This is a genomic window from Actinomadura rubrisoli (assembly GCF_004349215.1).
GTDB lineage: Bacteria > Actinomycetota > Actinomycetes > Streptosporangiales > Streptosporangiaceae > Spirillospora > Spirillospora rubrisoli.
The window spans coordinates 14578-32652 of record NZ_SMKU01000068.1 but is presented as its reverse complement, the minus strand read 5'-3'; the positions used below and the strand labels follow the sequence as shown (position 1 = coordinate 32652).

General features: G+C 71.5%; 18 protein-coding genes. 13 read left to right on the top strand and 5 right to left on the bottom strand.

Annotation, left to right across the window (positions count from 1 at the left end; translation table 11 throughout):
• Positions 1-297: 297 nt before the first annotated feature.
• From E1298_RS15760 to E1298_RS15745, 4 genes are all read left to right on the top strand, one after another.
• On the top strand, positions 298-633 hold the full coding sequence (locus E1298_RS15760) for a hypothetical protein (RefSeq protein ID WP_131893831.1): 336 nt from the start codon (positions 298-300) through the stop codon (positions 631-633).
• 293 nt (positions 634-926) lie between these two features.
• Complete coding sequence (locus tag E1298_RS15755; protein WP_131893829.1) at positions 927-1199, top strand: hypothetical protein; 273 nt, start codon at positions 927-929, stop codon at positions 1197-1199.
• A 223-nt stretch (positions 1200-1422) separates the two neighbouring features.
• The gene (locus E1298_RS15750) at positions 1423-2055 is read left to right on the top strand and encodes a carbonic anhydrase (RefSeq protein WP_131893827.1); all 633 of its coding nucleotides are present in this window, start codon (positions 1423-1425) and stop codon (positions 2053-2055) included.
• Positions 2056-2065: 10 nt separating this feature from the next.
• Entirely contained in the window at positions 2066-3559 is a 1494-nt protein-coding gene (locus E1298_RS15745; protein ID WP_131893825.1) for a SulP family inorganic anion transporter, read from the top strand.
• 83 nt (positions 3560-3642) lie between these two features.
• Here E1298_RS15745 and E1298_RS15740 read toward each other — a convergent pair whose 3' ends face one another.
• The gene (locus tag E1298_RS15740) at positions 3643-4665 is read right to left on the bottom strand and encodes a LacI family DNA-binding transcriptional regulator (protein WP_131893823.1); all 1023 of its coding nucleotides are present in this window, start codon (positions 4663-4665) and stop codon (positions 3643-3645) included.
• Positions 4666-4890: 225 nt separating this feature from the next.
• On the opposite strand from E1298_RS15740, the gene E1298_RS15735 reads away from it, so the two are divergent.
• From E1298_RS15735 to E1298_RS15710, 6 genes are all read left to right on the top strand, one after another.
• Positions 4891-5883, top strand: coding sequence for an ABC transporter substrate-binding protein (locus E1298_RS15735; RefSeq protein ID WP_131893821.1), 993 nt, complete (start codon positions 4891-4893; stop codon positions 5881-5883).
• The gene (locus tag E1298_RS15730) at positions 5880-6740 is read left to right on the top strand and encodes an ABC transporter permease (RefSeq protein WP_131893819.1); all 861 of its coding nucleotides are present in this window, start codon (positions 5880-5882) and stop codon (positions 6738-6740) included. The genes E1298_RS15735 and E1298_RS15730 overlap by 4 nt, the downstream gene beginning before the upstream one ends.
• Positions 6737-7531: an ABC transporter ATP-binding protein gene (locus E1298_RS15725; protein WP_131893817.1), complete on the top strand. Its 795-nt coding sequence runs from the start codon at positions 6737-6739 to the stop codon at positions 7529-7531. Before E1298_RS15730 ends, E1298_RS15725 begins: the two co-directional genes overlap by 4 nt.
• On the top strand, positions 7528-8343 hold the full coding sequence (locus E1298_RS15720) for an ABC transporter permease (RefSeq protein WP_131893815.1): 816 nt from the start codon (positions 7528-7530) through the stop codon (positions 8341-8343). The genes E1298_RS15725 and E1298_RS15720 overlap by 4 nt, the downstream gene beginning before the upstream one ends.
• The gene (locus tag E1298_RS15715) at positions 8340-9359 is read left to right on the top strand and encodes an amidohydrolase family protein (protein WP_131893813.1); all 1020 of its coding nucleotides are present in this window, start codon (positions 8340-8342) and stop codon (positions 9357-9359) included. Before E1298_RS15720 ends, E1298_RS15715 begins: the two co-directional genes overlap by 4 nt.
• A gap of 212 nt (positions 9360-9571) precedes the next feature.
• A complete protein-coding gene (locus E1298_RS15710; protein WP_131893811.1) occupies positions 9572-10597 on the top strand; it encodes a LacI family DNA-binding transcriptional regulator in 1026 nt (341 codons plus the stop codon).
• A gap of 66 nt (positions 10598-10663) precedes the next feature.
• Here the strand turns inward: E1298_RS15710 and E1298_RS15705 are convergent, their stop codons facing one another.
• Genes E1298_RS15705 through E1298_RS15690 form a run of 4 tightly spaced genes read right to left on the bottom strand, consistent with a single transcriptional unit; the run spans position 10664 to position 14882 of the window.
• On the bottom strand, positions 10664-11482 hold the full coding sequence (locus E1298_RS15705; protein ID WP_207944645.1) for a sugar phosphate isomerase/epimerase family protein: 819 nt from the start codon (positions 11480-11482) through the stop codon (positions 10664-10666).
• Positions 11479-12654 (bottom strand): dihydrodipicolinate synthase family protein, encoded by a 1176-nt coding sequence (locus tag E1298_RS15700; protein WP_131893809.1) that lies wholly within the window; start codon positions 12652-12654, stop codon positions 11479-11481. Before E1298_RS15700 ends, E1298_RS15705 begins: the two co-directional genes overlap by 4 nt.
• On the bottom strand, positions 12651-13811 hold the full coding sequence (locus E1298_RS15695; RefSeq protein WP_131893807.1) for a Gfo/Idh/MocA family protein: 1161 nt from the start codon (positions 13809-13811) through the stop codon (positions 12651-12653). Before E1298_RS15695 ends, E1298_RS15700 begins: the two co-directional genes overlap by 4 nt.
• A 33-nt stretch (positions 13812-13844) precedes the next feature.
• Positions 13845-14882, bottom strand: coding sequence for an amidohydrolase family protein (locus E1298_RS15690; protein ID WP_131893805.1), 1038 nt, complete (start codon positions 14880-14882; stop codon positions 13845-13847).
• Positions 14883-14932: 50 nt separating this feature from the next.
• Here E1298_RS15690 and E1298_RS15685 point away from each other — a divergent pair, with 50 nt between their 5' ends.
• Genes E1298_RS15685 through E1298_RS15675 form a run of 3 tightly spaced genes read left to right on the top strand, consistent with a single transcriptional unit; the run spans position 14933 to position 18053 of the window.
• The gene (locus tag E1298_RS15685) at positions 14933-15703 is read left to right on the top strand and encodes an SDR family NAD(P)-dependent oxidoreductase (protein ID WP_131893803.1); all 771 of its coding nucleotides are present in this window, start codon (positions 14933-14935) and stop codon (positions 15701-15703) included.
• Positions 15700-17283: an acyl CoA:acetate/3-ketoacid CoA transferase gene (locus E1298_RS15680; protein WP_131893801.1), complete on the top strand. Its 1584-nt coding sequence runs from the start codon at positions 15700-15702 to the stop codon at positions 17281-17283. Before E1298_RS15685 ends, E1298_RS15680 begins: the two co-directional genes overlap by 4 nt.
• Positions 17280-18053 (top strand): enoyl-CoA hydratase/isomerase family protein, encoded by a 774-nt coding sequence (locus E1298_RS15675; RefSeq protein WP_131893799.1) that lies wholly within the window; start codon positions 17280-17282, stop codon positions 18051-18053. Before E1298_RS15680 ends, E1298_RS15675 begins: the two co-directional genes overlap by 4 nt.
• Positions 18054-18075: the final 22 nt, after the last annotated feature.

Genomic DNA, 18075 nt, shown 5'->3' with positions numbered 1-18075 from the left:
AAAACTCAAGCAGTTCCGCGCCATCGCCGCACGGTACGACAAACTGGCCAGCCGCTACCGCAGCGGCCTGCTACTGGCCAGCCTCATCCTCTGGCTCCGCCACCACGAGTTGTCAGACACCACCTAGGTAGCAGGACCGAGGAAGGCCGGCGCGCCGAACGCTTCAAGGCTTTCCGTCCCGAGCAGCTCGTCGCGATGGCGATGAAGCACCCGCCCCAGCACGCGCCCAGCCGGTCGCCCTTCCTCCCGGCCCCGCGAACCCACGGCTACACACGCTTCACCCCCGGTGAGCGCCTGGTGGACGCCACCGTCCAGAACCAGTCCCTCGGCGACGCCGCCGGCGCGCTGATCACCAGTCCGGGCGATCTCAACCGGTACCTCCGCGCCCTGCTCGGCGGCGGCTACCAGCCCAGGCCCGCCGACGACCTCGGCCGGGTTCTGCGCCAGAAGCCGTGCACGCTGGATGTGCACGGCTTCTTGGTGCCGGTACTGGTCACGCCGCTGCCGCATGTGAGCGCGCAACAGCAGGCAGGGTCGTCGGTGGATAGCGCCGCGATCGAAGAGGCCTCTGACATTCAGTCTTACCTGCATGACTCACATACTTTCTTCCCTGTTATTGAGAGAATCCAATAACTCGCTTGAGGCCACCGGGCGGCCTCGTCGCCTCCGCGTCGGGCCCAGTGAAGATGATCACCTCATTGCCCGTCGATCAAAGATTCCGTGTAGGCTGTGCAATCGAGCGTCACGAGCAGCCAGGGCAACCGCGCGAGTCGGGACGGAGGCCACCGAGAGTGGTTCGGCACAGATCATTACAGCGTGCTGTCGCTCTTTGTGTCGTCGTCATATGCGGATGCCTTCACCTGGTATCCAGCACCTACCTGCGCCCGGTGAACTCCGATCAACCCGCGGCACCGACGCTGGCACTGGTGGAGAATCCACGGAAGGCCGACGCGGCCACCTTGGACGACGGCTGCGAGACAGAGCGGTCGGAGCGGAAGTCGCCCGAACATCTCACCATCCGGCTGGGCAGCAGGACCGTGGCCCCACAACTGGTCAGGGCGTCCGACGCTCCCTCATCCTCCGCCATGCAGCGCGCCGCCGAGGCGAGCGCGGTCATGCGCCGTGTCGGCAAATCCGTCTACATGATCAGTGGGCAGACCGCGCGCATCCTCGCACTTCTGCAGGTCTTCCGCTGCTGAGGTCCGCCCACAGGCGTCCGATCTTCTTTTCGGAGTGCACCGCGCCCTGAGGCAGGGCATCGGTATTCCCGGGTGTTCGACACACATGTGAGACGACCTCGTCGATACGCATGTACCTCTGTCGGCGCCGTGACGGGATCCATCGTGCATCCGATTTGATCACAGCGAATTCAGTCCATGCTTCCGTCGGCGATCTGACGGTTCTTCGAGGTGTGTGTTTCGCATGCGTACTTTTATTGACAATGCGCGTTCCTTCCGCGAGTACGTGGTCCGGCACGGCGAGGATTTCCACCGGCTCGCCGCAGGCCAATCGCCCCTGGCGCTGTTCATCAGCTGCTCCGACTCGCGGGTGGTCCCCTCGCTGTTCACCGGGGCCCGCCCAGGCGAGCTGTTCGAACTGCGCACTGCCGGGAACATCGTTCCCCGGTACCGCCTGGACCGTCCCGCCGGTGAAGTCGCCACCATCGAGTTCGCCGTCGAGGTGCTCGGCGTGGCCGACATCGTCGTCTGCGGGCACTCGCACTGCGGCGCCGTCGGCGCTCTGCTCGGCGCCGGTGATCTGGGCGCCGCACCCGTACTCCGCGGGTGGCTGGCCGAGGTCGCCGACGGATCGCCGGGCGTCCGGCCGCTCGCCCCCGGACAGGACGGCGCGGCGTCCGGTGGGCCCCCGGGCGGTGATCTCGCGGCGGCGGCGCAGAGCCATGTGCTCGCCCAGCTGGGACGGCTGCGCCGGTATCCCAGTGTGCAGCGGCGTACCGAGGACGGCCGGATCACCTTGCACGCCTGGTACTACGAGGTCCACACCGGATCAGTCCTCGTGCACCGGCCGGACACCGACGCCTTCCTCCCCCTGTAGCGAGGATCCGATGCTCCCCACACTCTTGCGATCTCCCCGGCTCCTGCGGGGCGAGATCTCCGCGTCGCTGGTGGTCTTCCTGGTCGCGCTGCCGCTGTGCGCGGGAGTGGCGGTCGCCTCCGGCGTCCCCGCCGGGCTCGGCCTGATCACCGGCATCGTCGGCGGACTCGTGGTGGGGCTGCTGCCCGGCAGCAGCCTCCAGGTCAGCGGCCCGGCCGCCGGCTTGACCGTCCTCGTCTACGAGGCCGTCCACGAATACGGCCTCAGCGTCCTCGGCGCGGTGGTCCTGGCGGCGGGCCTGCTGCAGGTACTGCTCGGCGTGCTCCGGATGGGCCGCTGGTTCCGGGCCATCTCGGTGGCGGTGGTCGAGGGCATGCTCGCCGGCATCGGCCTCACCATCATCGCCGGACAGCTGTACGCGATGGCCGGCGCGACCGCACCCGCGTCAGGTGTCGCCAAGCTCGCCGGCGTCCCGGAGTTGCTGATGGACAGCGCCGGATCGGCCACCGCATTGTCCGCTCTCGGCGTCGGTGCCGCGACGATCGGGTTGCTGATCGGATGGCCGCGCATGCCCGAACGGCTCCGCGCGGTACCGGCGCCCCTGGCGGCCGTCGCGGTGGCGACGGGCGCATCGTCGCTGCTGGACCTGCCGGTGGCGAGGCTGCGGGTACAGGGACTGCTCGGCTCGATCCAGCCGCCGGGCGGCGACGATCTGGCTCGGCTCGCCGAAGTCGGCGTGATGGGCACCGTTGTGGCGTTCGCGCTCATCTCGTCCGCCGAGAGCCTGTTCAGCGCCGCCGCCGTGGACCGGATGCACGACGGTCCGCGCACCGACTACGACAAGGAGCTCATGGCCCAGGGTGTCGGCAACACCGTGTGCGGCGCGCTGGGCGCCCTGCCGATGACGGCGGTGATCGTGCGCAGCTCGGCCAACGTCCAGGCGGGCGCGCGGACCAAGGCGTCCCGGGTCCTGCACGGCTTCTGGCTCCTGCTCTTCGCGGTGCTGTTCCCGGCCGTGCTGAAGATCATCCCGCTCGCCGCCCTCGCGGGCGTGCTCGTGTTCGCCGGCTGGAAACTCGTCCCCTTCACGCAACTGCGCCCCCTGTGGCGGGAGCACCGGGGCGAAGCGGTCATCCTGGCCGTCACCGCGGTCGCCGTGGTGGCGCTCAACCTGTTCGAGGGCGTCCTGCTCGGTCTGCTGCTGGCAGTGGTCAAATCGGCCTGGGACACCTCGCACCTCCACATCGAAGTCCACGGGACGGACGACACCGGCGACGCGTCCCCGCACCCGATCCGCGTCACGCTCACCGGCAACGCCACCTTCCTGCGGCTGCCGCAGATCATCGACACGCTGGAAGAGCTGCCCCGTCACCGGCCGCTTGAGCTGGACCTGGCGGGTCTGCGGCACCTCGACCACGCCTGCCGCACGGCCCTGACCAGCTGGGTGGATCGGCACAACCAGGCGATCCCCACGCTCGTACCAGCAGGATCCGCCACCCCCTGAGCCCGCCGCGTCCGCCTACCCGCTCAGGGTGAATCGGACGCCATCGAATCCGGTCATTTCGTGAGGCCCGCGCGAGACCGCCGTCACCCGGGGCGCCGGGCGGTGGTCTCGCGGGGGATCAGCCGGTGGCTCAGGGTGGTGGTCTCGGCCGGGACGGCGGCGGCGGTTTCCGGCGGAGTGTCGATGATGTGGCGGGCGGCCATGGCGCCCATCTCGTAGAGCGGCAGGCTGACCGTGGTCAGGCCGACGAAGCGGGCGACCCTGAGGTCGTCGATGCCGGCCACGGAGACCTCGCCCGGCACGTCGATGCGCGCCTGCCGCAGCGCGTTGAGCGCACCGACGGCGGCCTCGTCGTTGGCCGCGATGACGGCGTCGGGCAGCGGCGGGCGCGCGATGAGGCGCAGCGTCGCGGCGTGCCCGGCCTCATAGTCGAAACCGCCGGGACGGCAGTGCGCGCTCTCGGCGAGGCCGGCGTCGCGCATGCAGGCGAGGAAGCCGTCCCGGCGCTGCCGGGTGGCCACCATGCCCTCCGGCCCCTCGATGAACGCGATCCGGCGGTGGCCGAGCGAGACGAGGTAGTCGGTGATCTCGTAGGCGGCGGCCTGGGCGTCGGCGGCGATGACGGGGCAGCCGATGCCGCGGGCGGCGAGCGACACCGCGTGGATGCCCTGGGCCCGCGCCTCGCCGACGGCCTCGGCGAGGTCCGGCTCCCTCGGGTCGTCGACATAGCCGCTGCCCGCGAAGATGACGCCGGCGGCGCGGTAGTCCCGCATGGTCCGCAACCGGGTGATCTCCGTGGTGGTGCGGCGGTCGACGTTGCACAGCATCGTGACGTAGCCCGCGCGGCTGGCCACATCGTCCACCCCGCGGGCGATGACGGAGAAGTAGGGGTTGACGATGTCGCTCACGAGCACGCCCAGGAGGCGGCTGCTGCGCGAGACCAGGGCGCGGGCCAGGGCGCTGGGCGAGTAGCCCAGCTCGTCGGCGACCGCCATGACCTTGGCCCGCGTCTTGGCCGAGATGGGGTGGCTGGATCCGGCCAGCACCCGTGACGCGGTGGAGACCGACACTCCCGCCACGCGGGCGACTTCCGCCAGTGAGCTCACGATCACTTCCCTAGGAGAACGTTTTCCTAACTATGCCACGGAGCGGCGGCGGAGAACAACGTCTCACGGCCCGTTTGCACCTATATTCCGGGCTTTTCTTGACAGAAGGATGGTCCAGCTCACTAACATGCCCAGGCAAGGCATACGTTTGCCTAGCCGGTGACCTCAGTCTTCGCAGATCGGTGCAGGGCCGGGGCCAACGGCGCGACCTCGAAGGAGGAGGCTGTGCACGCCCGAACTCTTCTCAGACGGTTCGCCGCGCTCGCGACGCTCTGCACTCTGGCCGGCTGCGGCGGCGGAGGCGCGGCCGAGGTCAAGGAGGACGGAAAGCTCTCATTCAAGATCGCGATCACGGAGCCGGACATCACGACCGTGCCGATCCTCGCCGCCATCGACGTCGTCCGCCGGCAGGGCCACACGGTCAAGGTCGTTGAGCTGGCCGAACCCGAGCTGACCATCGAGGGGCTGGCCAAGGGCGACTACGCGATCTCGGCGGAGGCGACGAGCTCCGCCCTGCTCGCCGTCGAACGCGACGCGCCCATCAAGATCATCGCTGATGCGATCGGCAACCAGTGGGCGGTCTACGGCAAGCCCGGCATCTCCTCCTGCGGCCAGCTGGTCGGGCGCCCGCTCGGGATCTTCAGCGAGGGCGCGACCGCCACCGCGATGATCAAGGAGTGGGTGAAGGCCAACTGCGGCTCCGGCGATCGTCCCAAATACTTGACGATCGGCGGTTCCGACGTCCGCGCCCAGGCGCTCGTCACCGGCCGGATCGACGCGACGGCGCTGGAGGTCGCCGACGCGGTCGCCCTGGAGAAGAAGGCGTCCGGAGGAGCCCGGTTCGCCAAGATCGTCGACTTCGCCAGGAGCCTGCCGGACCTGCACCCGCAGACCGTCTACGCCAACACGGACTTCATCACCGAGCACAGGGACGTGGCGCAGGTCTTCGTGAGCGCACTCGCCGACGAGCACGCGAAGATCAACAAGGATCCGCGGTACCTGGTGGGGCTCGCGGCCAGGTACCTGCCGGAGGAGGGCGGCGCCGAGATGGCGGAGGTCGCCGAACGGTACGTCCAGGCCAAGCTGTTCAACGCGAGGGCCCTGACGGAGCGGAACGTCCAGGGCACCATCGACTTCTTCGTCCGGGCCGGCGTGATCGACCGGGGCATGACCGCGAGGGACGCGGCCGACCTGACCTTCGTGGGCGCGGCCGCATGACCGCCGCGACGAAGGCCCGGTCGCCGCGCGGACGGTCCGGGACCAGGGCGGGGCCCCGCCCGGCGCGGCGGCCCGGCGTCCTGCGGCGCATCGCCGACCGAAACCTGCCGTACCAGCTGCTGACGTTCGTCGTGCTCGCGGCGGGCTGGGAGCTCTACGTCCGGCAGCGCGGCGGCCTGCTGATCCCCGGCTTCTTCGAGACCGTCGAGGCGACGGTCGAGCTGCTGGGCAGCGGGGAGCTGTGGCGGGCCATGTACGTCAGCAACCAGGCGCTGGTCCTCGGCTTCGGCGTCACCGTCGCCGCCGGCGTGCCGGCGGGCATCCTGCTCGGCCGGTTCCGCGCGCTGGAGCGGCTGGCGGACGTCTACCTCAACATCCTGCTGGTCACCCCGATGGCGGCGATCATCCCGCTGCTGGTGATGGCGGTGGGCTTCGGGCTGGCCTCGCGGGTCATCCTCGTCACGATCTTCTCGATCGTGATGGTGGTGGTGAACGCCCGCGCCGGGGTCCGGCAGGTCGATCCGGCGCTCATCGAGATGGCCCGCTCGTTCGGGGCCGGCGAGCGGCGCATCTGGACGCGGGTCCTGCTGCCGGGCGCGCTCCCGGCGATCATGACGGGCATCCGGCTGGGCCTCGGACGCGCGGTCACCGGCATGGTGATCGTCGAGTTGCTCATGGTCTCCGACGCGCTCGGCGGAATGATCCTGGAGTACCGCGGCCTGTTCCAGGCCCCCCTCCTGTACGGCACCATCGTGATCATCGTGGCGGAGGCGCTGCTGCTGATCTCCCTCGCGCGGTGGGCCGAACGCAAGCTGACCCGATGGGCACGGACCACCACGGCAAGGAGCGACCGATGATCGAGATCCGTGGACTGCGCAAGACCTTCACCGGTCAGGACGGCGGGGCCGTCGAGGCGCTGCACGACGTCGACCTCGACGTCCGCCGCAACGAGTTCCTGACGGTGCTCGGGCCCAGCGGTTGCGGCAAGACCACGCTGCTGAAGGCCGTCGCGGGCCTCATCCCCTGGGACGGCGGCGACATCGTCATCGACGGCGAACCGGTGCGCGGGCCGGGGCCCGACCGCAGCATGGTCTTCCAGAACTTCGCCCTGCTCCCCTGGGCGACCGTCCTGGACAACGTGGCCTTCGGGCTCCGGATGCGCGGCGTCGGCCGCGCCGAGCGCGAGGAACGCGCGCGCGAGCTGATCGGCATGGTGGGGCTGTCGGGCTTCGAGACCAAACGGCCGGGTGAGCTGTCCGGCGGCATGCAGCAGCGCGTGGGCATCGCCCGCGCCCTCGCCGTGCGGCCGCAGGTGCTGCTCATGGACGAGCCGTTCGGCGCGGTGGACGAGCAGACCCGCCGCCTGCTCCAGGAGGAGCTGCTGTCCATCTGGGAGGAGCACCGGCTGACCGTCGTGTTCATCACCCACAGCATGGAGGAGGCGGTCCTGCTGGGCGACCGCGTCGTCCTGATGAGCGCCCGCCCCGGCCAGATCGCCGAGATCGTCCCCATTCCGTTGGAACGGCCGCGTTCCAACGACGTCGGCGCCCTCGAACGCTCCAGCCGCTATGTCGAGATCACGGCGTACCTGTGGGACCGGCTGCGCGACATGCACGAGGAGCACCGCCCGGCGAAGGCGGCCCGATGAGCGCACTCGCCGAACGCCGCGGCGCCGCACGCGGAGGACGCGGCCGGCCGTCCTGGCGGCGCCTGCCCGCGGCCCCCGTCAGCCTGGCCGCCGCCGCAGCCGCCTGGGAGCTGATCGGACGGCTGTCGGACGCGTCGTTCTTCCCCCCGCTCAGCGCGGTGGTGCGCCGGCTGGCCGACATGGCGTCCAGCGGGCTGATCTTCAGCAGCCTGCGCGACAGCCTCGTCAACCTGGTCCTGGGGTTCGCCCTGTCCCTGGTCGCCGGCCTGGTCGTCGGGGCCGCCATGGGCCGCTACCGCAAGGTCGAGGCGGCCCTCGGCGTGTACGTGTACGCGCTGCTCACCGCGCCGTCGCTGGTCTTCGCGCCGATCTTCTTCTCGCTGCTCGGAGAGGGCCGCGGCTCGATCGTCGCCGTCGTGGTCATGTACGCGATGTTCGTCATCGTCATCAACACGGCGTCGGCGATCCAGTCCGTGCCGGCGCACCTGGTGGAGATGGCGCGCTCCTACGGCGCCGGCGAGACCCAGCTGATGCTGCGCGTCATGCTGCCGGCCGCCGCGCCCATGATCATGGCGGGTGTCCGGCTCGGCGTCGGGCGCGCCGTCACCGGAATGATCAACGGCGAGATGTTCATCGCCGTCGTCGGCCTGGGCCGGGTCGTCACCCAGGCGGGCGGGAGGTTCGACGGCGCCGGGGTCCTGGCCGTCCTCCTGGTGATCATCGCGGTCGCGCTCGGCGCGGTGGGCCTGGTGCAGGCCGTCGACCGAAGGCTCACCCGCTGGGTTCCGCAGGTAACGAGAGGAAACCGATGAAGATCGACGCCTACAGCCACATCCTTCCCCAGCCGTACTTCGAGCGGATGCGGCAGATCGCCGACCCGTCGGCCTTCAAACGCTGGCTGGAGCTGCCCGCGCTGCACGACGTCGACGAGCGGCTGCGGATCATGGACGAGTTCGGCGACGGCTACCAGCAGGTGCTCACGCTCTCCTCGCCGCCCATCGAGCTGCTCGCGGGCCCGGCCGAGTCCCCGGCGCTGGCGCGGCTCGCCAACGAGTCGATGCGCGAGCTGTGCGACAAGTACCCCGACCGGTTCCCGGCCTTCGTCGCGTCGCTGCCGATGAACGCTCCGGACGCCGTCCCCGGCGAGATGGCGTTCGCCATCGACGAGCTCGGGGCCCGCGGCGTGCAGGTGTTCACCAACGTCAACGGACGCCCCCTGGACGACCCCGAGTTCCGGCCCGTGTTCGACACGATGGCCGCGCGCGATCTGCCCGTCTGGATGCATCCGGCGCGCACCGCCGGGTTCGCCGACTACGCCACCGAGGACACCTCCCAGTACGAGATCTGGTGGGCGTTCGGCTGGCCGTACGAGACGAGCGCGGCCATGGCCCGCCTGGTCTTCTCCGGCCTGTTCGAACGGCACCCCGACCTCAAGGTCATCACCCACCACATGGGCGCCATGATCCCGTATCTGGAGGGCCGGATCGGGCTGGGCTGGAGCGACCAGCTCGGCAGCCGCACCTCCGGCGAGGAGCACGAGCGCCTGCGGAGCGCGCCCCGTCGGCTGCTCGACCACTTCCACCGGTTCTACGCCGACACCTCCCTGTCCGGCTCCGCCATCGGAACCCGCTGCGGCCTGGACTTCTTCGGCGCCGACCACGTGCTCTTCGGCACCGACTGCCCTTTCGACCCGGAGGGCGGCCCGCTCTACGTCCGCGAGACCATCCGCGTCCTCGACGCGCTGGACATCACCGACACCGCACGCGATCAGATCTACCACCGCAATATCCAGCGCCTGATGCGGCTCCCGGGGGGCGACGGCGGCTGACGGCGGTTCCCGGCGGCTGACGGCGCCCACTGGCCGTGAGTGCCGCGGAGCAGGGTCGCCCGCAGGAGAGCGGCCCTGCTCCGCGGCAAGCGTTTTCAGCTTCTGTCGCTAGCAACGTGAATCGGCGCGGTGACGCGCGTCAGGAGGCGGAGTTGTAAGCGCTTACGGATTCGGCCACGATAGACGGACCGCACCCGGAAGGAAGCGACTCCATGGCCGACCGCACCCTGGTCCGACTGCAGGACGTCGCCGCGCGCGCCGGCGTCTCCATCGCGACGGCGTCGCGGATGCTGAGCGACCCGGACTACGGCGGCCGGGCCGCGCTGCGCGAGCGGGTACTCGCCGCCGCGGCCGAGCTGGGCTACCGGGCCAACCCCCACGCCCGCGCGCTCGCCACATCGTCCTCGACGAACGTCGGGCTCGTCGTCCACGACGTCCGCGACAGCTACTTCGCCATGCTGAGCGGCGGGGTCATCTCGGTGGCCGAGCGGGAGGACCTCCTGGTCAGCATGGTGTGCACCTACCGCGACCCGGCCCGCGAGCTCGAATACGTCAAACGGCTCATCGGCCAGCGGGTCAGGGCGCTCGTCCTCGCTGGCAGCGCCTTCCGCGACACCGCCCACAACGCCGCCATGCGGGCCGAGCTGGCGGCCTACCAGGAGTCCGGCGGATCGGTCGTCTCGGTGACGCGCGGCCGCGACATCGGCCACCTCGTCCAGATCGACAACATCGGCGGCATGCGCGGGCTGGCCGGGGCCATGGTGGAGCTCGGGCACACCTCGTTCGGCGTGGTCGCCGGTCCGCTGCGGCTCCTCGCCGTGCGGGACCGCCTCCAGGGTCTGCGGCAGGGCCTGAAGGACCACGGCATCGTCCTGAGCCGCGACGACATCGTCTACACCGACCTGTCGCGCGAGGGCGGGCTGTCGGGAGCGCAGACGCTGATGAGCCGCCCGAACCCGCCGGGATGCCTGATGACCCTCGCCGACGTGATGGCGTTCGGCGCGATGTCGTGGCTGCGCTCGAACGGGATCGCCGTCCCGGACGAGGTGTCGGTGACCGGGTTCGGCGGCCTGCCCGCGGCGGTCGACGCGGTGCCTCCGCTGGCCACGGTGGAGATCCCGCTGGAGCGGGTCGGCGAGACGGCGATGGACCTCGCCCTGCGTCCCCCGTCCCCCCGGCACGTGGTGGAGGTCGAAGGGACGCTGGCGAGGCGCGCCAGCGCTGCGGCGCCCCGGTGAGCCCCCGGCCTGCGCCGGAGGCTCACCAGGGCGCTTACCAGGGCGCTCGCCGGGACGCTCGCCGGCTCAGCCCAGGACGTGCCGGCCGAAGCCCGCGACGACCGTCGCGAGGACGTCGTCGGGGTCCGTCGCCCACACGCCCTCGTTGAAGATCTCCACCTCGATCGGACCGGTGTAGCCGGCGGCGCCGACCGCGCGGGTGATCGAGGGGATGTCGATGGCGCCCTCGCCCGGGATCCCTCGCCCGAACGTCGGATGCGGCTGGGGCACCAGCCAGTCGCAGACCTGGTAGCCGATGATCCGGTCGCCGGCGCGGGCCAGGGACGCGTGGAGGGCGGGGTCCCACCAGACGTTGTAGGTGTCCACGGCGAGCCCGACGTGCGCGGGCTCGAACCGCTCCACGATGTCGAGCGACTGGCCGAGGGTCACCGTGACCGACCGCTCGGCGCACATCATCGGGTGCAGCGGCTCGACGGCGAGCCGGACGCCCGCCGACGCCGCGTACGGCACCAGCTCGGCGATGCCCTCGGCCACGGCCTCGCGTGACCGCGGCAGGTCCAGGTCGTCGCGCACACCGCCGCTGACGAGGTAGAGCACGTCCCCGCCGATCGCCGCGGTCAGCTCGACGGCCCGGCGGTTGGCCTCACGGTCGAGCCCGCCCCCGTCTGGGTTGCGGCCGGTGAAGAACCCGGCGCGGCAGACGCTGGACACCTTCACCCCGTGGTCGCGCAGCAGCGCCGCCGCCCGCCGTGTGCCGTACTCCTCCACGGGCCCCGTCCAGGCGCCGAGCCAGCCGATCCCGTGGCGGGCCAGCCCGCGCACGGTCTCCTCGAACGACCAGTGCTTCACCGTGATCTGGTTGACGCTGAGCCGTTCGATGCTCACGCGCCGCTCCTTCCGTCGATCCCCGCGGCCGCGAGCACGGTGAGCATGCGGCCGGCCGCGAGTTCGGTGTCCTCGATGAGCCCCGCCTCGTCGGCGAGCCGGAACAGGCGGGAGAGGTGGTTGAGGGAACGGGCGCCCTGGTGTCCGCCGAGCATGACGAAGTGCGGCTGGAACCCGCGCAGGTAGGCGAGGAAGACGATGCCCGTCTTGTAGTGGTACGTCGGGGCCTCGAAGATCGCTCTCGACAGCGGCACGGTCGGCGCCAGCACGCGGTCGAAGCCGTCGGCGTCGCCCTCGTCGAGGAGCGCCAGCGCCTCGGACGCCAGCGGTGCGATCGCGTCGAAGGCGCCGAGCAGCGCGTCGCTGTGGCCCCGGTCGTCGCCCTTGATGAGCTCGGGATAGTTGAAGTCGTCCCCGGTGAACACCGTCGCCGGCGCGGGGAGCCGGCGGCGCAGGGCGACCTCGCGCCCGGCGTCGAGCAGGGAGACCTTGACACCGTCCACCGCCGGCGCGTTCTCCGAGACCAGCCGGACGACGGTGTCGGCGGCGGCGTCGAGGTCGCGCGTGCCCCAGTAGCCGCCGAGCCGCGGGTCGAACATGTCGCCGAGCCAGTGCAGGATCGCCGGCCGCGTCAGCGAGCCGAGCACGGTGGAGTAGACCGACAGGTAGTCCTCGGCCGACCGCGCCGTGCGGCAGAGCGCCCGGCTGGCCATCAGCACGGCCTGCCCGCCCGCGTCCTCGATCCACCGGCACTGGCGGAGGTAGGACCGCTCGATCTCCCCCAGGGTGACGGGCCGGTCGTCCGGCAGGTCGTCGGTGCCCGCGCCGCACGCGATGGGCGCGCCGCGGCTCGCCGCTTCCCGGCACGACCGCTCGATGAGCTCCCGGACGCGGGCGGGCGGCAGCCCCATCCCGCGCTGCGCGGTGTCCATCGCCTCCGCGACGCCGAGGCCGAGGTCCCACAGGTGATGCCGGAAGGCCAGCGTCGCGTCCCAGTCGACCACCGGATCGAGCACCGGGTCCGTGGAGGCCAGCGGATCGGCCACGACGTGCGCGGCCGCGTACGAACGGCGCGTGCGCGGCGCGTCGCGGCGGGTCGCCAGGGCCCGGGACGGACCCCGCGGCGTGTACTTCTCCAGCCGGGTGCCGGAGGGCAGCAGGATCGAGGTCACGCGGGCTCGACCACCAGCTCCGGAACGTCGATCCAGCGACGTTCGCGCGACGACCGTAGCGCCAGCTCGGCGAGCTGGACGCCCTTCGCGCCCTCCATCAGGTCCCAGTCGAACGGCGCGTCCTCGACCACGTGCCGCAGGAACATCTCCCACTGGGCGCGGAACGCGTTCTCGAACTGCTCGTTGTCGGGCACCTCCAGCCAGCCCGCCCGGAAGTCGATCGGGTTGGGGATGTCGGGGTTCCACACCGGCATCGGCGTGTTGGCCCGCGCCTGGGCCCGGCACTCGCGGAGCCCGGCGACCGCGCTGCCGTGCGTGCCGTCGAGCTGCCACTCGCCGATCTCGTCGCGGTAGGGGCGGGTGGCCCAGGACGTCGTGAACTGGGCGGTGACGCCGTTCTCCAGCTCGAACAGGCCGTAGGCGGCGTCCTCGGCCGTGGAGTCGTACGCCTTGCCCTCCTCGTCCCAGCGCTTCGGGATGTGGATCGCGCTGTGGCAGAGGACGGACTTGATCGGCGAGACGACGTTGTCGATCAGGTAGCGCCAGTGCGGATACATGTCCAGGACGAGGCCCCCGCCGTCCTCGCTGCGGTAGTTCCATGACGGGCGGTTGGGGTGCTGCCAGTCGCCCTCGAACACCCAGTAGCCGAAGTTCAGCCGGAAGCTCAGCATCGTGCCGAAGAAGCCGCCGTCGACCAGCCTCTTGAGCTTGCGGATGCCGGGCAGGAACAGCTTGTCCTGGACGACGCCGTGCTTGACGCCGGCCTCCCGGGCGAGCCGGGCGAGTTCCAGCGCCTCGTCGAGGGAGACGGCCGTCGGCTTCTCGCAGAAGACGTGCTTGCCCGCGGCGATGGCCTTGCGCACCGACTCGGCCCGCATGCTGGTCGTCTGCGCGTCGAAGTAGATCGCGTCGTCGTCGTTCGCGAGCGCGTCGTCGAGGCTGGCCGTCCAGCGGTCGATGCCGTAGCGGCGGGCGAGTTCCTCCAGCTTGGCCGGATTGCGCCCGACCAGGATCGGGTCGAGGACCAGCCGGCGGCCGTCCTGGAGCGCGAGCCCGCCCTGCTCCCGGATCGCCACGATGGACCGGTCGAGGTGCTGCCGCGTGCCCATGCGTCCCGTGACGCCGTTCATGATGATGCCGATGCGCACCTGGTCCATGGGGAACCTCCTATGAGTTTCTGTAAGCGCTTTCTATTTCACGGAGATCGGCGCTGTCAAGGATCGGCGGCCGAGGAGGCCGGCGGCGGTGCCGCCGAGCACATCGCCGCGCTGGACGGGGGTCAGGCCCGGAGCCGCCGCCACCGCCGCGACGGCCTCGGGGTCGCCGGTGGGGAAGGGATAGTCGCTGCCGAGGACCACGTGATCGCTTCCGGCGAAGTCGACCAGCCACGACAGCGACGCCCCCGAATGGGTGAGGGAGTCGTAGTAGAGCCGCCGCAGGGCCGTGCTCGGCGGCACGCGGTCATCGGTCCAGTCGGCCCGGAGACGGGCTATCGCGTCGAGCCTGCCGGCCTGGTAGGGGAGGAAGCCGCCGCCATGGACCACGCATAGACGCAGGGCGGGAAAGCGGTCGAGGACGCCCGCGAGGATCATGGCGGCGACGACCGCCGTGGACTGCGCCGGGTTGTCCACGATGTCGCCGAGCCGGTCGCCGCCAAGGCCCGCCGGGGACACCGCCCGCCAGGGATGGAGCAGGATCGGCGCGCCCGTGTCGGCCGCGGCCCGCCAGAGCGGGTCCCAGCGCCGGTCATCCAGCCGCGGCCCGGTTCCGCCCGCCGCGAGCTCGCCGCCGGCGAAGCCCGGACGCGCCGCCGCGCGCCTGAGCCGGAGCGCCGCCGCCCCGGGATCCTGCCGATCGAGCAGGCTCAGGGCGGCCAGACGGTCGGGCCGCACGGCCACCACCGCCGCCATGGCCTCGTCCAGCGCGTCCAGGAACTCCGCGGCCGCGTCCGGGGCGAGCTCGTCCGGGCTCAGCTCCATCCACGGAGAGACGACCTGGAGGTCGACGCCGGTGCGGTCCATCTCCGCGATGCGCGCGCGCACGTCGGTGAGGGCCCCGGGCACGGGCGGCGTCAGCCGCGAGCCGAACCGGATGCGCCGGTCGCCGGTGAGGACGGGCAGTCGCGAGCCGCGCCCGCCGCGCTCCATCACGGCGAGCAGGGCCGCCGGGACGGCGTGCGCGTGGACGTCGACGACGCGTCCGGCCGGGAGGGGTCTTGAAGTGGTCATCACGCTGTGGGATGGTAACTCAAAATTGAAAGCGCTTACAGGAGTGGGACATGCCGGATCGAAACGAGTCGGGTCCGCTGCACGGCCGGGTGGTAGCGGTCACCGGGGGCGGCAGAGGGGTGGGACGGGCGGTCGTGCTGGCCGCGGCGGCGGCCGGCGCCGATGTCGCGATCGCCCACCGGGAGAGCGAGGCCGGGGCCAAGAGCGCCGCCGAGGAGGCCCGCGCCCTCGGTGTCGAGGCGGACGTGCACCGCTGCGACGTGACGGAACGCGACCAGGTGTTCAAGTTCGTCGCGGCGGCCGAGCGGCGGTTCGGCAGAGTCGACGGGCTGGTCAACAACGCGGGCATCATGCCCGAATCACCGTTCCTGGAGACGACCGCGCAGGAGTGGGACCGCGTCATCGCCACCGACCTGACCGCGGCCTTCCACGCCAGCCAGGCGGTGCTGCCGGGAATGCTGGAGCGCGGGTCGGGCAGCATCGTGAACATCGCGTCCCGCCTGGGCCAGATCGGCTGGCCGGGTGTCGCGCACTACGCGAGCGCCAAGGCCGGGCTCATCGCGCTCGCCAAGTCGATCTCCCGCGAGTTCGGGCAGCGGGGGGTGCGCGCCAACAGCGTGGCGCCCGGCGTCACCAACACCGACATGGGCCGCGCCGTCATGGCGGGCGAGGTCGGCCGCAGGCGGATGGCCGAGCTTCCGCTGGGCCGGTTCGGCGAGCCCGCGGAGGTCGCCGACTGCGTGGTGTTCCTCCTGTCGGACGCCTCCGCGCTGCTTCTCGGCCAGACCCTCAACCCCAACAGCGGGGGGCTGATGCCATGAGCCCGATCATCGGGACCGTCCAGGACGCGCTCGCGCTCGTCCACGACGGCGACGCCGTCTGGGTCGGGGGCTCGGGCGCCGGGCACGGTGTGCCGCAGGCGTTCATCGACGCGCTGGCGGCGCGGTTCGGCGAGACCGGCCGTCCGCGCGATCTGACCACCGTCCGAGTCGTCGGCCTCGGAGACTTCGCCGACGCCGGGTTCTCGCAACTGGCTCTGCCGGGCCTCGCGCGCCGGACCATCGGCAGCAACATCGGAAACGAGCCCCGGCTCGGCGCCCTCGTGGCGGACGGCGCGCTGGAGTCCTACTCGCTACCGCAGGGCGTGCTCTCGGCGCTGTGCCGCGACATGGCGGCCGGGCGGCCCGGCCACATCACGCACGTCGGCCTCGGCACGTACGTCGACCCGCGGCAGACCGGCGGCAAGCAGAACGCCCGGACCACCGAGGACCTCGTCGAGCTGGTCGAACTGGCCGGCCGGACGTGGCTGTTCTACCGTGCGCTGCCCATCGACGTCGCGGTCCTGCGGGCCACCACGGCGGACGAGGACGGCAACCTCACCTTCGAGCGCGAGCCGATCCTCGGCGACTCGCTCGCGCTGGCGATGGCCGCGCACAACAGCGGCGGCAGGGTCGTCGTCCAGGTCGAGCGGCTCGCGGCGCGGCGCTCCCTGCGTCCGGCGGACGTCCGCGTCCCGGGCGCCCTCGTCGACCTCGTCTATGTGGACGCCGGGCAGCGCCAGACCTACGCGACCGCGTACTCGCCTTACTACTCCGGAGAACTGCGCGCGCCGTCCGCCGCCGTCTCGCCGCAGGACGCCTCGCCGCCGGACGTCCGCAAAGTCATCGCACGGCGGTCCTTCATGGAGTTCCGCCCCGGCGACATCTGCAACCTCGGCTTCGGCATCTCGCAGCAGATCGGCGTGATCGCCGCCGAGGAGGGCGTCGAGGACGCGCTGACGCTCACCGTCGAGCAGGGGATCTTCGGCGGAGTCCCGGCGTCCGGCGGCGACGGCGGCGCCGGGCGGGACTACCAGGCGCGGCTTGAGCAGCCCTCCATGTTCGACTTCTACGACGGCGGGGGGCTCGACATCGCCAGCCTGTCGTTCGCGCAGGTCGACCGGTCCGGAAACGTCAATGTGCACGCCTTCGACGAACGCCCCCGCGGACCCGGCGGGTTCATCAACATCAGCGCGCGGACGAAGCGGTTGTGCTTTGTCGGCACCTTCACCGCCGGCGGGCTCCGGGTGGCCGTCGAGGACGGCGCGCTCACCATCCTGCGCGAAGGCCGGCACCGCAAGTTCGTCGACACCGTGACCGAGATCAGCTTCAACGGGCGGCTGGCGGCGGAGAAGGGCCAGTCGGTCAGATACATCACCGAGCGCGCGGTGTTCGAGCTGACGTCCCGCGGGCTCGAACTGATCGAGGTGGCGCCCGGAATCGATGTGGAAAAGGACGTGCTGGCCCACATGGACATCGAACCCGCCGTCGCGGGCACGCCGGCCATGATGGACCCGCGGCTGTTCACCGCCGGGCCGATGGGGCTGGCGCGCGACCTCACCATGCGCGGAGCGGCGTCATGACCGCGCTCGTGCATCTGGTCGGCGGGGAGTGCACCGAGATCGTCCTGGACAACCCGCCGATGAACGTGGTGTCGCGCGAGCTGACGCGGCAGCTGCGCACAGCGCTCCGCGCGGTGGCGCACGACACGCGGGTCCGGGCGGTCATCGTGCACGGCGCCGGCGGCAGGGCATTCTGCGCCGGGTCCGACATCGCCGAGTTCCGGACCCTGCACGGGCGTGTCGCCGAGGACAAGCTGCTCCTGGAGAGGCTGGTCTACCGGCAGCTCGCCGCGCTTGAGGTGCCGACCATCGCCGCCATCGAGGGCCACGCCCTCGGCGGCGGCCTCGAACTGGCGCTGTGCTGCGACTTCCGGATCGCGACCCGCCGGTCCAAACTCGGGATGCCAGAGCTGAAGCTCGGAGTGACACCGGGCAGCGGCGGCACGCAGCGGCTGCCGCGGGTGATCGGGCAGGCGCGCGCCAAGGAGATGATCCTGCTCGGCGAGCCCGTCGACGCCGCCGAGGCGCTCGCCATCGGGCTGGTCACCCGCGTCGTCGACGACGGGGACGCGGTGGACGCCGCGCGCCGGATGGCCGAGACGCTCGCCGCGCGCGGGCCCGTCGCGATGCGCGTCGCGAAGAGGCTGCTCGCCCTTTCCACGGAGACCTCCCTGGAGGACGGCCTCGCCCACGAGCTCGACGGATCGGAGGCCGTGTTCGCCACCGACGACGTACTGGAGGGCGCGAAGGCGTTCCTCGACAAGCGGCCGCCCCGGTTCAGCGGCCGGTGACCCCGACCAGCACAGGAGGAAA

What these genes read in the sequence shown, in the direction of transcription:
- E1298_RS15730 (WP_131893819.1), top strand. Translation starts at nt 5,880, where the DNA reads ATGACCGCCGCGACGAAGGCCCGGTCGCCGCGCGGACGGTCCGGGACC.
- E1298_RS15745 (WP_131893825.1), top strand. Translation starts at nt 2,066, where the DNA reads ATGCTCCCCACACTCTTGCGATCTCCCCGGCTCCTGCGGGGCGAGATC.
- E1298_RS15715 (WP_131893813.1), top strand. Translation starts at nt 8,340, where the DNA reads ATGAAGATCGACGCCTACAGCCACATCCTTCCCCAGCCGTACTTCGAG.
- E1298_RS15680 (WP_131893801.1), top strand. Translation starts at nt 15,700, where the DNA reads ATGAGCCCGATCATCGGGACCGTCCAGGACGCGCTCGCGCTCGTCCAC.
- E1298_RS15675 (WP_131893799.1), top strand. Translation starts at nt 17,280, where the DNA reads ATGACCGCGCTCGTGCATCTGGTCGGCGGGGAGTGCACCGAGATCGTC.
- E1298_RS15720 (WP_131893815.1), top strand. Translation starts at nt 7,528, where the DNA reads ATGAGCGCACTCGCCGAACGCCGCGGCGCCGCACGCGGAGGACGCGGC.
- E1298_RS15690 (WP_131893805.1), bottom strand. Translation starts at nt 14,882, where the DNA reads ATGACCACTTCAAGACCCCTCCCGGCCGGACGCGTCGTCGACGTCCAC.
- E1298_RS15710 (WP_131893811.1), top strand. Translation starts at nt 9,572, where the DNA reads ATGGCCGACCGCACCCTGGTCCGACTGCAGGACGTCGCCGCGCGCGCC.
- E1298_RS15685 (WP_131893803.1), top strand. Translation starts at nt 14,933, where the DNA reads ATGCCGGATCGAAACGAGTCGGGTCCGCTGCACGGCCGGGTGGTAGCG.
- E1298_RS15725 (WP_131893817.1), top strand. Translation starts at nt 6,737, where the DNA reads ATGATCGAGATCCGTGGACTGCGCAAGACCTTCACCGGTCAGGACGGC.
- E1298_RS15695 (WP_131893807.1), bottom strand. Translation starts at nt 13,811, where the DNA reads ATGGACCAGGTGCGCATCGGCATCATCATGAACGGCGTCACGGGACGC.
- E1298_RS15750 (WP_131893827.1), top strand. Translation starts at nt 1,423, where the DNA reads ATGCGTACTTTTATTGACAATGCGCGTTCCTTCCGCGAGTACGTGGTC.